Raw genomic sequence first — 14,932 nt, 5'->3', positions numbered from 1 at the left:
GCCATGGCCGCGTGGAGGAAGAAAGGGCTGGTATTCGACACCGCGCGGCATGGCGTGGGCGGCTGGATGCGCCACTCGGCGCTCACGCCGACCCCGTATCGCATCGACGACGAACGCATCCGCGTCTACGCGGGCTTTCGCGATGGCGATGGCGTCAGCCGCATCGGTTATGTCGACGTGCGCGCGGACGACCCGGCCACGATCGTGCGCGTCAGCGCCGAACCGGTACTCGACGTCGGCCGGGGCGGGTGTTTCGATGACAACGGCATGATCCTGGGCGACGTGGTCGACGCGCCGGGCGGCCTGCACCTGTTCTATGTCGGCTTCCAGCACGTGGCCAGGGCCAAGTTCCTGGCCTTCACCGGCCTGGCGATTTCGACCGATGGCGGCGAGCACTTCCGGCGCGTGCAGGAGACGCCGATCCTGGATCGCGCGCCCGGCCGCAGCACGATCGGCGCGGTGCATTCGGCCATCCATGAAGGCGGCCGCTGGCGGCTGTGGTACGCCGTGGGCGACGACTGGGAAATCATCGGCGGCCAGCCGTTTCCGCGTTACCACATCCGTTACGCGGAGACCGACGATCTGCGCGCCATGCCGCACGAAGACCAGGTCTGCCTGCTGCCACACGGCAGCGAGTACCGGATCGGGCGGCCACGGGTGTACCGGCGCGGCGGCGGGTACGTCATGTACTTCACGCGGGGCAACCTCAGCGGCGAATACTTTCCCGGCCTGGCCTGCAGCGACGACGGCATCCGCTGGGAACGCCGCGACGATGCGCTGGGCCTGGGCTTGTCCGACAGCGGCTGGGACTCGCGGACCATCTGCTACCCCGCGCTGATCCGCCAGCGCGACAAGCTGCTGATGTTCTACAACGGCAACGACATGGGCGTGGACGGCTTCGGCGTGGCCGAAGCCCTCGTGTCGCACCTCGACGGTGGCGCCGATGCTCGCGGTTAGGCGCTACGTTCCCGCCGATGCCGATGCCTGGGACGCCCTGGTCGAGCGCTCCAGGAACGGCAACCTGCTGCACCGGCGCGGCTACATGGACTACCACGCCGATCGCTTCGTCGACTGTTCGCTGGTCGTCGAGCACCAAGGCCGGATCGTGGCGGTGTTCCCGGCGGATATCCGCGACAAGCTGGTGACCAGTCATGGCGGACTCACCTATGCCGGGCTGATCAGCGGCCATGCCCTGCGTGCCGAAGCGACGCTCGCCGTGTTCGGGCAGATGGCCGATCTCTACCGGGCGCTGGGCGCGCAGCGCATCGTCTACAAGGCGGTGCCGCACGTGTTCCATGCGTACCCGGCCGAGGAGGATCTTTACGCGCTGCAGCGCATGGGGGCACGCGTGGTGCGTCGCGACCTGTCCTCGGTGATTGCGCTGCAGGAACCGTTCCAGTTCACCGAGCCGCGCCGGCGCGCGGTCAGGAGGGCGGGGCGAGCCGGCATCAGCCTGCACGTCGGCGCCGATCCGGCGTCGTTCCACGCGCTGCTGTCGCAGGTGCTGCGCAAGCATCACGTCGCGCCGACCCACAGCCTGCAGGAGCTGCGCCTGCTGCAGGCGCGCTTCCCGCGGCAGATCGTTCTGCACGACGCGCGCCGGGAAGGCGTGCTGCTGGCGGGCGCCCTCGTCTACGATCTTGGCCGGGTGGTGCACACCCAGTACCTGGCTGCATCGGAGGAGGGGCGGCAGCTCGACGCGCTCAGCTTCCTGCTCGCCGAACTGATCGGCGGCACGTATGCGGACCGGCACTACTTCTCCTTCGGCATTTCCACCGAGCAGGCCGGGGCGGTGCTCAACAGCGGGCTGGTGACGCAGAAGGAATACTTCGGTGCGCGCGGCATCGTGCACGATTGCTACGAGTGGCCGCTGTGATGGGCCTCGACGTGATGAAGAACGCACCGACGGAAGCCGCCCCGGCCGACGTCCCGTTCCTGAGCCTGCGGGAAGTCAATGCGCGTTACGCCGACGAGCTGAAGGCCGCTGCGGCACGCGTCATCGATTCGGGCTGGTACGTGCTCGGCGACGAGCTCGTCGCCTTCGAGCAGGAGTTCGCCGGCTGGTGCGGCGTGCGCCATGCCGTGGGCGTGGGCAACGGCCTGGATGCGTTGTCGCTGATCCTGCGCGGCTACAAGGAACTCGGTGTCCTCAGCGAGGGCGACGAGGTCATCGTGCCCGGCAACACCTTCATCGCCAGCTTCCTGGCGATCAGCGAGAACCGGCTGGTGCCGCTGCCGGTGGAGCCCGATGCGGCGACGTTCAACCTCGACCCGGCCTGCGTGGAGGCGGCGATCGGACCGCGCACGCGCGCGATCATGGCGGTGCATCTGTATGGCCAGCTGGCCGACATGCCGGCGCTGGCGGCGCTGGCCCGGCGGCGCGGCTTGCTGCTGATCGAAGACGCGGCGCAGGCGCACGGCGCGCTGTGCGACGGGCGCAGGGCCGGCGCGTTCGGCGACGCGGCGGCCTTCAGTTTCTTCCCGGCCAAGAACCTCGGCGCGCTGGGCGACGGCGGCGCGGTGGTGACCGGCGACGCGGCGCTGGCACGGCGCATCGCGGCGCTGCGCAATTACGGCTCCGAGGTGAAATACCGCCACCTCTGCCAGGGGCTGAACTCGCGGCTCGACGAAATGCAGGCGGCGCTGCTGCGGGTGAAGCTGAAGTATCTCGATGCGGACGTGGCCTGGCGCCGCCGGGTGGCGCATCGCTATCGCGACGGCATCCGCCACCCGCGGATCGGCTTGCCCGGCGCGGTGCGCGAGGAACAGCACGCCTGGCACCTGTTCGTGGTGCGCTGCGCCGAGCGCGATGCGCTGCAGCGGCACCTGCGTGCGCAGGGCATCCAGGCCCAGGTGCATTACCCGGTGCCGGCGCATCGGCAGCCGGCGTATCCCGCATTGCGCCGTGTCTGCCTGCCGCTGACCGAGCGACTGTGCGACGAGGTGTTGAGCCTGCCGCTGGGGCCGACCCTGGGCGATGACGACGTGGCGCGGGTGATCGATGCCTGCAACGCGTTCGGAGGCGGCGCATGAACATCGTGCGCGCCGGTTTCTACACCAGCCTCGCGACCGCCGCGCGGCTGCTCGCCGGGCTGGTGGCGATCAAGCTGGTGGCGTGGTTCGCCGGCCCGGAGGGCGTTGGCCGGCTCGGCCAGTTCATGAGCCTGATGTCGCTGCTGGCGGTGCTGGCCGGCGGCGGCATCAGCGCGGCCATCGTCAAGTACGTCGCCGAGTACCGCGACGATCCGCCCCGGCTGTCGCGCCTGCTGTCCGCCGCGCTGTGGTACGCGTTCTGCGCTTCCTGCCTGATGGGCGGCGCGGCGTTGCTGCTCAGTCGGCAGCTCGCCGCGTGGCTGCTGGGCGACCCGGGCTATGCCGGCCTGATCCGCGTGCTCGCCGTCGCCCAGCTCGGCATCGCGCTGCTCAACTACATCCTCGCGGTGGTCAACGGCTTCATGGACGTGCGCCGGCTGGCCTTCATCCAGGCGGGCGGGGCGCTCGTTGGCATCGTCATGATGATCTGGCTGGCGCGCTGGCTGCATCTGTATGGCGCGCTGCTGGCGCTGGTGCTGGGCCAGCTGCTGTGGCTGGCGATCGCCTTGCCGGCGTGGTGGCGCAGCTCGTACTTCCGCCGCGGCATGCTGCGGCTGCGCTACGACCGCGAGATGACCTTGCGCCTGGCGACGTTCTCGGTGATGACCCTCACCTCCGCGCTGCTGCCGCCGCTCGTCAACATCGCCGTGCGCGATCATCTCGCGCTGCAATTCGGCTGGGAGCAGGTCGGCTACTGGCAGGCGGTCAGCAAGGTGTCGGACGCCTATCTGCTGTTCTTCACCGCGGCCATCAACATCTACTACCTGCCCAAGCTGGCCTCGACGCACGGCCGCGAGGCGCTGCTGGCCGAGCTGCGCAGCGCCGGCCGCCACGTCCTGCCGGCGGTCATCGTGGTGGCGACCATGGTGTATGCGCTGCGCGGATGGGTGACCTGGCTGCTGTTCACGCCGCAGTTCGCTCCCGCCAACGCGCTGTATGGCCCGCAACTGGTCGGCGACGTCATCAAGGTCGCCTCCTTCGTTCTTTCCTACCTGATGCTGGCCAAGGCGATGACGAAACTGTTCGTCATCTCCGAATGCGTGTTCGCGGCCAGCTACCTCGTGCTTGTCTACGTGTTCGCCGCGCGCTACGGCCTGGTCGGCGCGATGTATGCCTTCGCGGTCAACTATCTGCTGTATCTCGTCTTCAACCTGCTGGTGGCCCGGCGTTATCTGGGAGGGCTGCGATGATGAGCGACGACGTGCCGCTGGTGTCCGTGCTGATCCCCGCGTTCAACCACGAGCGTTTCGTGCAGCGCTGCCTGGACAGCGTGCTGGAGGATCCGTATCCGGCCAAGGAGCTCATCGTCATCGACGATGGCTCGACCGACCGCACCGCCGAGCGGATTGCCGACTGGGTGGCGACGCATTGCATGGATATCCCGATCGAGTACGTGCGGCGGGAGAACCGCGGCATCGCGGCGACGCTGAACGAGCTGGCGGCGCGCGCGAACGGCGAGTTTCTCCGCCCCGGCGCCAGCGACGACTACCTGCTGCCGGGCGGTCTCGATGCCCAGGTGCGCTACCTGCTGGCGCATCCGGACAAGGGTGCGGTGATCGGCGATTCGGTCGTGGTCGACCAGCACGGCAACCGGCTGCACGACAGCGGCATGGGCCTGCTTCGCGGCGGCAGCAAGAGCCTGTACCGCTCCGACGACGGTATCCGCCGCGCCATCATCAGCCACTGGGCCATCGGCGGGCCGGTGGCCTTGATGCGCCGGAGCGCGCTGGACACCGTCGACCGCTGGAGCGAAGGCCTGCGCATCGAGGACTGGGACCTGTTCCTGCGCCTGGCGGCCCGCGACGCGCTCGGCTTCATCGACGTCAGCGTCTGCGCCTACCGCATCCACGGCGCGAACCTGAGCCGGACGCGGCACACCGCCACGCGGATCGGCAACCTCGCCGAGTCGCGCCAGGTGGCGCTGCGCCGGGCATGCCTGTTCGACGAGCCGTACCGGACCCTGCTGCGGGCGCAGGCGTACCACATCGGCGCCAAGATCGCGTTCCTGCAGGGGCAGCCGTGGTCGCTGGCGCAGAATCTGCTCGCCTGGTCGTGGCTGTGGCTGCTGTCGAAGCTGCGCCCTGCATCCGGACGCCATGGCGTGGAGGCGGCATGAAACGTTTGCTGTGTCTGCCGTCGGCCTATCTCGCGCTGCCGCTGCTGTTGGCTTGCGCGCTGACCCTGCTCACCTACGATCTCCCGGTCGACTATCTGCAGGGCCTGCTGCTGCTGGCGGTGGTTGCCGCGGCGATCGGCTGGTTCGACGTGCAGGCGCAGATCAGGATTCCGCCGGCCTCGCGCTTTCGCGCACGCAGCTACGTCGGCACCCGCGACGCGTTCGTGGCGCTGGCCTTCGCGGGGCTGATCGCGGTTTTCTGCGTGCTCGACCTGGCGCTGTTCCCGATCCCGCTGTTCAGCAACCCGTCGTCCTACGCCGTGATGCAGGATGGGCACGAGCACGTCCGGCACGTATCGGACATCTGCTGGGTGCTGCCGCCGATCGGGCTGCTGTGCGCCAGGAAACGGTGGCTGCGCAACACGCTCATCGGCATCGGCTTCCTGTTCCCGATCCTGGTGATCGACCGCAACCGGGTGTTCGCCGCGGTGTTCGCGTTCGCGCTGGTGATCCTGCTGCGCCGGGACGAGGCCCGGCCCGTGCCGTGGAAGGCGGTCGGTTTGCTCGGCTTCGCCGGCGTCAGCGTGTTCTCGCTGCTCGGCATGCTGCGCTCCGGGCCGCTGGACCACCTCACCCTGCCGTTCAGCGCGATGTATCGCGCGGCACCGGAAGGCATCAAGTGGCTGCTCCTCTACGCTACCGCCGGGCCGTACAACTTCAGCGCGATCCTGGCCAAGCACTACAGCAACTCCAGCTTCCTCATCCACCAGGTCGTGCCGCTGAGCGGCTCGGTCGCCACCGCGGGCACGGGTATTCCGCTGGATGCGCCGACCATCAACGTGGGCACGGAGTTCTTCCCGTTCCTGATGGCGTTCGGCCCGGTCGGCGCGGTGGCCGCTGCCGTCGTGCTGTACGTGATGCTGCGCTGGAGCGTGTCGCGGCTGCGCGCCACGGTGTCGCTGTTTTCCCTGTTGATCTTCCTGCGTGTTTCCTACGTCTGTGTGATGGCGCCGTTCGCGCCGCAGGCCTACACGTGGACGAACGTCGGCTTCATCGGCCTGTGCCTGGTCATGCAGGTTGTCGCGGCCTGGCTGCCGAACCGCCGGGCGCCGGCGCCCATGTCCGCGCCCGCTGCGCCGATCGTGTCTCCGTCCTCTCCCCAGTGAGTGCCCAACCATGGAACAAGACGAAATCTACCTGATCGACCTCTGGCGAATCTTCACCCGCGGCTGGATCTGGTTCGCGGGCGTGCTGATCCTGACCCTGGCCGGCACCTATGCCTTCGCGCACCTGGTGAAACGCCAGTGGCAGGCGACCGCGTGGATCCAGATCGCCCAGGTCGGGCAGGTGCTGCCGGGCCAGGATCCGAAGGTCGAGCCGTTGTTGCGCGTGATCGAGCGGCTGGAGCTGGTGCCGTTCGAGAACGAGATCCTGAAAGGCGCCGGCCATGCGCGCGATTCGTCCGTGGCGAGGCTTTATCGCAACAGCCTGAAGCTGGAGCCGATGCCCTATGCCGGCCCGCTGATCCGCCTGAGCGTGCGGGCCTACTCCCGCGAGCAGGCCGCCGAACTGGCCACGGCGACGGTGACCCGATTGGCCGCAGTCCACCAGCACCTGGAAGAGGCGCCGCTGCAGGCGGCGCGCGCGCGACTCGCCCGCATCGAGGCCGACCTGCAGACCGCCGAAGGCGACCTGGCTCGCTATCAACGGGCGGCCGCACCGGGCAGCAAGGATGCCGCGGGTGCGGTGCTGGCCAGCCTGCTGCTGGCGAACAAGAACGAGGAGGTCCGCGGCTTGCGGCAGGCGCGGATGGATCTCATGGAACGTCTCGGCCCGACCTACACCTATGCGACGTCGATGATGTGGCCGGTCTACGTGCCCGACAAGCAGGCCTTCCCGAATCCCGAACTGACCTGGGGCATCGGCCTGCTGCTGGGCCTGCTGCTGGGCGCATGCGCGGCCGTGGCGAAGGCCGGTCGACGGCAGGGAACCTGAACCCGGCGATGCATCCGCTGCCGGCGCCGTTCAACCAAACCGGCGCCGGCGCGCACTCACGGAGCGGATCCATGAAGTGCCGGGGCCGACCCGTGACGGGGTCGGCGATGTCGCGGTGAAGGGATGTCTGCCTCACGGTGGGACGGAGTTCGTTCGATATGCGTGGACTGCACAAGCTGCGACCCGGGCACCGCGCCGTGCCCGCCGGAAGCGCCCGCCAGCACCCGCGGCACCCGCCGCCGGACGAGGCGCAGCTGCTCGACACGCAGCGCGCCTTCGACAGTGTCGCCGCCGACTACGACGGGCCCCTCGGCAACAACGAGCTGATCCAGCGCATGCGGCTGATCCTGTGGGATACCGTGCACAGCACCGTGCCGCCTGGCGCGCGCCTGCTGGACCTGGGCTGCGGCACTGGCATCGACGCGCTGGAGTTTGCGCGGCGCGGCTTCCATGTCGTCGCCACCGACTGGTCGCCGCTGATGGTCGAACGTACGCGGGCGCGGGCGGCGGCCGCGGCCATGCAGTCGCGCGTGACGGTCGCACACCTAGGCATCCAGCAACTGGCCCGGCTCGACGACGAGTTCGACGGCATCTATTCGAACTTCGGTCCGCTGAACTGCGTGCCGGACCTCGGCGCCGTCGCCACCGAATGCGCGCGCCTGCTGCGCCCCGGCGGCACCCTGGTGTTTTCGGTGATGGGCCGGATCTGTCCGTGGGAGCTGGGGCACTACGCCCTGCGCGGCCGCTTCAAGCGCGCCGGCGTGCGCGCCGCGCGTGGCGCGACGGCGGTGGGCATGAACCGCCACACGATCTGGACCTGCTACTACCTGCCGCGCGAGTTCTACCGTGCCTTCAGCGGGCAGTTCTCGCTGCAGGGCTATCGCGCGCTGGGCCTGTTCCTGCCGCCGCCCTACCTGGTGGACTACTACCGCCGCCGGCGCCGCTGGTGCGAGCGTCTCGGCCGGCTCGATGATCGCCTGGGCGCGCTGCCGCTGCTGCGCGACATGGGCGACCATTTCCTGATCGTGCTGCGACGGCGTTGAGTCGATGGACTTCCTGCAGGCCGCGATGGATGTCAGCTTGTGCCGGGCCGTCTCGGTCACGCCCGCGGGCCGCTCGCGCATGCCGCTGCCGATCCGGGGCGGGCGGATCGGCGCGTCGCTGGCGGCGCGGGCGTACCGGCTCGACCTGCATGACCATCTGGTCTTCCCCGGCCTGATCAACGCGCACGAGCATCTGCACGTCAACACAGTGCCGCCGCTGTCAGTCCGCGCGCCGTTCCCGAACAGCTACGCCTGGATCGCCGCCTTCCGGGCGCACTTCGAGGAGCCGGCGGTGATTGCCGCGCTGCAGGTGCCGAAGGCGCTGCGGCTGCGCCACGGGGCGCTGAAGAACCTGCTTGCCGGCACCACCTGCGTGGCGCATCACGACCCCTGGCATGCGGCGCTCGACGAGCCGGATTTCCCGGTCGCCGTGTTGCGCGACTACGGCTGGAGCTATGCGCTGGGCTGGCCCGATTACGGCCCGCCGGCGCGCTTGAGCTTCGCCGCCACGCCCGCCGACCGGCCGTGGCTGATCCATCTGGCCGAAGGCACCGATGCGATCGCGCAGGCGGAACTGGCCCGGCTCGACGAGATGGGATGCCTGGCGGCGAACAGCGTGCTGATCCACGGCGTCGGCCTGCGCGAGCAGGACGTCGACCGGGTGATCGAGCGCGGCGCGGCGGTGGTCTGGTGTCCGACCAGCAACCGCAACCTGCTCGGACGCACGCTGGACCCGCGGCGCCTGTGCGCAGCGGGCCGGCTCGCGCTGGGCAGCGATTCGCGGCTCAGCGGCGCCCGCGACCTGCTTGACGAAATGCGCGGCATCGTCGCCCGCGGCGAGCTGGACGCCGGGCAGTTGCTGGGCCTGGTCACCAGCCAGGCCGCGCGCATCCTGCGGCTGCCCTCCGGCGGCAGCCTGGCGCCGGGTGCGCTGGCGGATCTGGTGATCGTCGAGGACCGCGGCGGCGACGAGCGCTGCGGCCTGGTCGGCATCGAGCGCAGCCGGATCCGGGCGGTGGTGCGCCACGGCGTGCCGCGCATCGCCGATCCGGATTTCGCCGAATGGTTCGATGTCGCCGGCATGGACGCCGTGCCGGTGACGCTGGACGGCAGGCCGAAACTGCTGGCCAGGCCGCTGGCCGACGCCGCGCTGGTGGCGCTCGAACCCGGCCTCGAACTGGCCGCTGCACACCGCGCGCACGACCTCGCCATGGAGGCCGGTTAGCCGTGACGACGCGTCCGCCGATGCTGCTGCCGGCCGAGGCGTATGCCTTGTGGGCAGCCAGTTACCCCGCGCATGCGCACAACCCGGTGATGCAGGCGGAGGAGCGCGCCATGCTCGGGCTGATGCCGGCCACGCTGCATGGGCAGGCCGTGCTCGATGTCGGCTGCGGCAGCGGACGCTACATGCTGCATGCGCTGCGCCGTGGTGCGGCGCGCGTGATCGGCGTGGATCTTTCGTCGCCGATGCTCGCGCGCGCCGGCGTCGAGCTGGCTGCCTGGCAAGCTGGCGCGGACATCGACCTGGTGCAGGGCAGCCTCGAAGCGCTGCCGGTGCCGGATGCGCGGGCGAACCTGACCCTCTGCGGCCTGGTCGTCGGCCATCTCGACGACCTGCAGCGCGCGCTGGCCGAGCTGTGCCGGGTGACCCGGCCCGGCGGCACGCTGCTGTGCAGCGACGTGCATCCGATCGGGCATGCGCTGGGCTGGCTGCGCGACTTCAAGTCGGACGGCCAGCACTACGCCGTGCGGCACACGCAGCACCTGTACAGCCACTGGCACGCGGCCTGCGCCGCACTCGGGCTGCGCATCGAACAGGTGCTGGAACCGATGCTCGACCCGGCCGACGTCCCTGCCGGTGCGCGTTTCGACCACACCGCGCTGGCGGTTCCCGTGGCGCTGGTGTTCCGGCTGCGGCGCGGGCCGTGACTTCCCGAATTCGCAGGCTCTTGCCATGACCCATGCCTCACGCACCTTGCTGATCAACCCGACCATCACCTCGCGGCGCAGCGCGCGCTTCCCGTTGTCCTTGCTGCACCTGGCGGCCGCGCTGGAGCGCAGCGGCCACGACAGCCAGATCGTCGACGGCAACGTCGACCGCGATTTCGTCAACGACACCTTGCGCGCGCTGGAGCAGGGCGCCTTCGGTGCGGTCGGCGTCAGCGTCATGGGCGGTCCGCAGCTGGCGCCGGCGATCGCTGTCTCCCGCGCGATCCGCGAGCGCTTTCCGGTGGTGCCGATCATCTGGGGCGGCTATTTCCCCACGCTCAACCCGGACGCGGCGCTGGCCGCGCCCTACGTCGACTACGCGGTGCGTGGGCAGGCCGGGGAAACCCTGCCCGAACTCATCGCCGCGCTCGGCAGCAGGTCGGAGGCGAAGCTGGCGACGATCGGCGGACTGTCGTGGAAGCAAGACGGCGCGGTCGTGCACAACCCGAACCGCCGTTTCACGCTGGCCGACAACGGCATGGTGCTGCCTTACGACAAGCTCGGCGACCCACGGCGCTACCTCGCGCGCACCTACCTCGGCCGCCGCACCGTGGCGCACCAGGCGTCGATCGGTTGCCGCTTCCGCTGCACCTTCTGCGGCGTGGCCGCGATGTTCGGCGGCACCACCGTGCTGCCGGCGGCGGAGCAACTGGAACGCGACCTGAGCTATCTGAAGCACGAACTGGGCGCGGACTCGGTGCAGTACTTCGACAACAATTTCTTCGATCGCGAACGGGACATGCTGCCGCTGCTCGAAGTAATGGCGAAGTTCGAGATGCCGTGGTGGTGCTTCGCCCGCGCCGACGCCCTGCTCAACCTGTCGGAAGAGGCGTGGAAGCTGGTGCGCAAGAGCCGGCTGCGGATGGCCTACATCGGCGCGGAATCGCCCAACGGCCAGATGCTCAAGGAAATCCGCAAGGGCACCCGGCCGGACCAGACCATGGCGGTGGTGGAGTTGTGCCGTCGCCACGGCGTGATCCCCGAGCTGTCGTTCATGGTCGCACCGCCGGAGAACACCGAGGAGGAGACCGAGCACACCTTCGAGTTCATCCGCGCGCTGAAGCGGATCAACCCGCAGTCCGAGATCGTCATCTACGTCTACACGCCGCTGCCGGAAAACAGCCGGCACGAGCAGGACCGCGCGCGGCGTCCGGCCAAGCCGCTGTTCGGTCTCGACGGCGAACCGGTGGTGTTTCCGACCACGCCGGAGGAGTGGGCGCAGCCGCGCTGGGTCGACTACACCTGCCATGCCGATGCGCCCTGGCTTGACGAAAAACTGCGCCAGCGCATCCACGATTTCGTCACCGTGCTGCGTTGCCGCTTCCCCACCGTGCAGGACCTGCGCTCGCCGCCCTGGGCCAAGCGCAGCCTGAGCGCGATGGCCGATTGGCGTTATCGCTACGGCAGGTACAACCGGCCGTGGGAACTGGAGCTGGCCAACCGGCTGGTGCGCCTGCGCATGCCGCAGGTGTCGGGCCTCTAGCCGGGTGCGCGCCTTGCACGTCGCGCAGCTCAATTTTTTGCCCGCGCCGGCGGGACTCGCGCCGGCCGAGGTGCTGGAACGATGGCACTCGCTGGCGGACATCGCTGAGGCGGCCGCCAGCGCCGGCACCCGCGTGTCGGTGATTCAGGCGGCGGCGCGCGAGGAGCGGATCACGCGCGACGGCATCGACTATCACTTCGTCGACATCCGCGGGCTGGCCACGGCGGCCGAGCGGGGCCGCCGTTTCGCCGGCGTGCTCGGCCAGCTCGGCATTGACGTGCTGCACGGACACAGCCTGGGTTTCGCCGAGGACGCCTTCGCCATCGCGCAGTGCCTGCCGCGACTGCCGATCATCCTGCAGGACCACGCCGATCGGCCGCCGCGCCGGTGGCGGCGGTCGCCGTGGCGGCGCTGGTATGCGGCGCTGGCCGGCGTCGCCTTTACCGCGCCCGAACTGGCGCGACCGTTTGTCCGGGCCGGGCTGTTCGCGCCACACACGCGGCGGTTTGCGATACCCGAATCCAGCAGCCGCTTCAGCGTCGGCCATCGTGCCGACGCCCGCGCCAGAACCGGCCTGCATGGCGATCCCTGCGTGCTGTGGGTGGGGCATCTGAATGCCGGCAAGGACCCGTTGAGCGTGCTCGACGGCGTCAGCCTGGCTGCGCGGCGGCTGCCCGACCTGCAGTTGTGGTGCGCCTTCGGCAGCGCGCCGCTGCTCGGCGCGGTGCGGGCGCGCATCGCGCGCGATCCGCAGCTTGCCAGGCGCGTGCACTTGCTGGGCACGGTGGCGCACGCGCAGGTCGAGCTGCTGATGCGCGCGGCCGACCTGTTCGTCTCGGGCAGCCGCGCCGAAAGCTGCGGTTACGCCGCGCTCGAAGCGCTGGCTTGCGGCGTCACGCCGGTGCTCACGGATATTCCCTCCTTCCGCACGCTGATCGGCGACAGCGGCATCGGTCGCCTGTGGGCTTGCGGCGAGGCGACGCAGCTGGCCGAGGCGCTGGTCGCTGCCGCCACTGACCGGCCGCCGGCGGCACGGGTGCGCGCCCATTTCGACGCCGCGCTGTCGTTCGCCGCGGTCGGCCGGCAATGGGCCGATGCCTACGCGCAGGTGCGCGACGAACGGTGCCGGAGGGCGTCGTGAAACTCGCGCTGGTGGTGCCGGGCGGGGTGGATCGCAGCGGCGAGTACCGGGTGATTCCGGCCCTGCTGGCGCTGATCGAACGACTGGCGCGCACCCACGAGGTGCATGTCTTCGCGCTGCAGCAGGAAGCGGCGGCGGGTCGCTGGGAACTTGCTGGCGCGAGCATCCACAACATCGGCGCGGGCTGGACCCGGTGGCGCGCGATCGCGGCGATCCGCGCCGAGCATCGCCGCGCGCCGTTCGATCGGATCCAGGCGATCTTCTCCGGCTCGTGCGGCCTGGTGGCCGTGGCCGCGGCCAGGCTGCTGCGGCTGCCGAGCCTGGTGCATGTCGCCGGCGGCGAGCTGGTCGCGCTGCACGCAATCGACTATGGCGGGCGGTTGCGATGGAAGGGACGGCTGCGCGAGGCGTGCGTGCTGCGTGCCGCCGATGTCGTCACGGCGGCCAGCGCGCCGGTCATCGAAGCGTTGCGCGTACTCGGCGTGGCGGCCAGGCGCGTGCCGCTCGGCGTCGACCTGAAAGCCTGGCCGCCGCTCGCGCCGCGTGCGCGCCGCGCCGGGCCGGCGCGGTTGATCCACGTGGCCAGTCTCAACCGGGTGAAGGATCAGCCGATCCTGCTGCGCGCACTGGCCATGCTTCGCGACGCCGGGCTGGCCTTTCGCATGGATATCGTCGGCGTGGACACCTTGTCGGGCGAGATGCAGCAGCTGGTTCGCCAGCTCGGGTTGGAAAACTGCGTCAATTTCCTCGGTTTCAAGACGCAACGTGAATTGCGTCCGTGGCTGGAAGCGGCGGATCTGCTGGTGATGTCATCGCTGCATGAAGCCGGCCCGCTGGTGCTGCTGGAGGCGGCGATAGCCGGCGTGCCGGCAGTGGGGACGGCGGTCGGACACTTTGTGGAATGGTCACCCGCGGCGGCGTGCAGCGTACCTGTCGGTGACGCGGGCGCACTGGCCGATGCGATCCGGCAGCTGCTTGCCGACGAACCGCGGCGGCTGCGCATGGCCGAGGCCGCGCAGCGCCGCGCGCTGCTGGAAGACGCCGACAGCACCGCGCGCCTGTTCGATGCGCTGTACCGCCACGCGTGCACGGGTGCGAGGGAATCAGCTGGGCTTGCGGGTGACGTAAAGTCGAAACCTTGAAGGCTTGCGACGGCCACGAAGTTTCGCGATGAGCGGGCGCAGCGCCCAGCGCATTCCGTACCAGGGACGATGCACCTTCCAGCGAATCGACAGCGCGTCCGCCATGCTGCGCAACCGCTCGTCGGTGAGATAGCCGAGGCTGGCGATGGCATCGGCGGTCGTGCCATGACGGTGCAGAAAAATTTCGCGCCGCTCGGCCAGCATCTGCCGGCCGCTCGCGTCGCGGGCGTACCACGGCGTGTCGCTGATGATCACCATGCCGCCCTTGCGCACGCAGCGCAAAGCTTCGCGCAGGCACGCTTCGCCGTCTTCGACGTAATGGAACGAGGCATTGAACACGGCGGCATCGAACTGCTCGTCCGCGAACGGCAGGCGGCACATCTCAGCCTGGAAGCGCGGAAACAGTGCCGGCAGGCGCGCCCGGTAATGCCTGGCCGCACCCAGTCCGTCGCGATCGTTGTCGAGCAGGTCGACCGCGGTCGGCCGATACCCGGCCAGCGCCAGACGAAAACTCATCCAGCCGTTGCCTGCACCGAGGTCGAGGATGCGGCCCCCTTGCGGCAGCCGCCGCACGAGGTAGTCGTAGCTGCGCGCACGCATCCGCCACTGGCAGCGATCCCTTCCCGTGGTGTCGCGGTAGGGAAGGGCGAGATAGAACGCTCCACTTTCGCTGCCGCGGCCTTCCGACGTCCTGATCCGCTCATAGTCGGCCATGAATCGCGCGTGGTGTGCGGCCGATTCGGGTGGCAGTGCATGGGCGATGCCGTCGTCGATCACGATGACGAAGCCGCATGCCGGGCAATCCAGTGTGTCGATCGAGGTCCTGCAGCGGGGACAGCGCAGGCGCAGGCCCGCCAGCGTCGCCGTATCCGCGGTATGGTTGGCCGGTGACGGGTCCGCTGCTGGTTGTGCCCGCGACATGGGCGGGCG

Annotated in this window: 14 protein-coding genes; 13 read left to right on the top strand and 1 reads right to left on the bottom strand. The window is 69.8% G+C overall.

The window, feature by feature from the left end; all coding sequences use genetic code 11:
* Window positions 1-3: 3 nt before the first annotated feature.
* From IMW82_RS08020 to IMW82_RS07960, 13 genes are all read left to right on the top strand, one after another.
* Window positions 4-957, top strand: coding sequence for a hypothetical protein (locus IMW82_RS08020; protein WP_108470979.1), 954 nt, complete (start codon window positions 4-6; stop codon window positions 955-957).
* Complete coding sequence (locus tag IMW82_RS08015; protein ID WP_108470978.1) at window positions 944-1,876, top strand: GNAT family N-acetyltransferase; 933 nt, start codon at window positions 944-946, stop codon at window positions 1,874-1,876. The genes IMW82_RS08020 and IMW82_RS08015 overlap by 14 nt, the downstream gene beginning before the upstream one ends.
* Window positions 1,876-3,033, top strand: coding sequence for a DegT/DnrJ/EryC1/StrS family aminotransferase (locus tag IMW82_RS08010; RefSeq protein WP_108470940.1), 1,158 nt, complete (start codon window positions 1,876-1,878; stop codon window positions 3,031-3,033). Before IMW82_RS08015 ends, IMW82_RS08010 begins: the two co-directional genes overlap by 1 nt.
* The gene (locus tag IMW82_RS08005) at window positions 3,030-4,283 is read left to right on the top strand and encodes an O-antigen translocase (protein WP_108470939.1); all 1,254 of its coding nucleotides are present in this window, start codon (window positions 3,030-3,032) and stop codon (window positions 4,281-4,283) included. The genes IMW82_RS08010 and IMW82_RS08005 overlap by 4 nt, the downstream gene beginning before the upstream one ends.
* Window positions 4,280-5,209, top strand: a complete 930-nt coding sequence (locus IMW82_RS08000; protein ID WP_211004194.1) for a glycosyltransferase — start codon at window positions 4,280-4,282, stop codon at window positions 5,207-5,209. The genes IMW82_RS08005 and IMW82_RS08000 overlap by 4 nt, the downstream gene beginning before the upstream one ends.
* On the top strand, window positions 5,206-6,375 hold the full coding sequence (locus IMW82_RS07995) for a hypothetical protein (RefSeq protein WP_108470937.1): 1,170 nt from the start codon (window positions 5,206-5,208) through the stop codon (window positions 6,373-6,375). The genes IMW82_RS08000 and IMW82_RS07995 overlap by 4 nt, the downstream gene beginning before the upstream one ends.
* A 10-nt stretch (window positions 6,376-6,385) precedes the next feature.
* Complete coding sequence (locus tag IMW82_RS07990; RefSeq protein ID WP_108470936.1) at window positions 6,386-7,204, top strand: Wzz/FepE/Etk N-terminal domain-containing protein; 819 nt, start codon at window positions 6,386-6,388, stop codon at window positions 7,202-7,204.
* A 158-nt stretch (window positions 7,205-7,362) separates the two neighbouring features.
* Complete coding sequence (locus IMW82_RS07985) at window positions 7,363-8,247, top strand: class I SAM-dependent methyltransferase (protein WP_244754178.1); 885 nt, start codon at window positions 7,363-7,365, stop codon at window positions 8,245-8,247.
* 4 nt (window positions 8,248-8,251) lie between these two features.
* Complete coding sequence (locus IMW82_RS07980) at window positions 8,252-9,472, top strand: amidohydrolase family protein (protein ID WP_211004192.1); 1,221 nt, start codon at window positions 8,252-8,254, stop codon at window positions 9,470-9,472.
* A 20-nt stretch (window positions 9,473-9,492) separates the two neighbouring features.
* On the top strand, window positions 9,493-10,176 hold the full coding sequence (locus tag IMW82_RS07975; RefSeq protein ID WP_108470933.1) for a class I SAM-dependent methyltransferase: 684 nt from the start codon (window positions 9,493-9,495) through the stop codon (window positions 10,174-10,176).
* Between the two features lie 25 nt (window positions 10,177-10,201).
* Window positions 10,202-11,719 (top strand): radical SAM protein, encoded by a 1,518-nt coding sequence (locus IMW82_RS07970; protein WP_211004191.1) that lies wholly within the window; start codon window positions 10,202-10,204, stop codon window positions 11,717-11,719.
* Between the two features lie 13 nt (window positions 11,720-11,732).
* Window positions 11,733-12,860, top strand: a complete 1,128-nt coding sequence (locus IMW82_RS07965; protein ID WP_211004190.1) for a glycosyltransferase family 4 protein — start codon at window positions 11,733-11,735, stop codon at window positions 12,858-12,860.
* Window positions 12,857-14,002, top strand: coding sequence for a glycosyltransferase family 4 protein (locus tag IMW82_RS07960; protein ID WP_211004189.1), 1,146 nt, complete (start codon window positions 12,857-12,859; stop codon window positions 14,000-14,002). The genes IMW82_RS07965 and IMW82_RS07960 overlap by 4 nt, the downstream gene beginning before the upstream one ends.
* Here IMW82_RS07960 and IMW82_RS07955 read toward each other — a convergent pair.
* Window positions 13,964-14,923, bottom strand: coding sequence for a class I SAM-dependent methyltransferase (locus IMW82_RS07955; protein ID WP_211004188.1), 960 nt, complete (start codon window positions 14,921-14,923; stop codon window positions 13,964-13,966). The two genes, IMW82_RS07960 and IMW82_RS07955, sit on opposite strands and share 39 nt — an antisense overlap.
* Window positions 14,924-14,932 lie beyond the last annotated feature (9 nt).

This window comes from Rhodanobacter sp. B2A1Ga4, from assembly GCF_018101315.1.
Classification (GTDB): Bacteria; Pseudomonadota; Gammaproteobacteria; order Xanthomonadales; family Rhodanobacteraceae; genus Rhodanobacter; species Rhodanobacter thiooxydans_A.
This window is presented reverse-complemented; position numbering and strand designations above follow the sequence as displayed.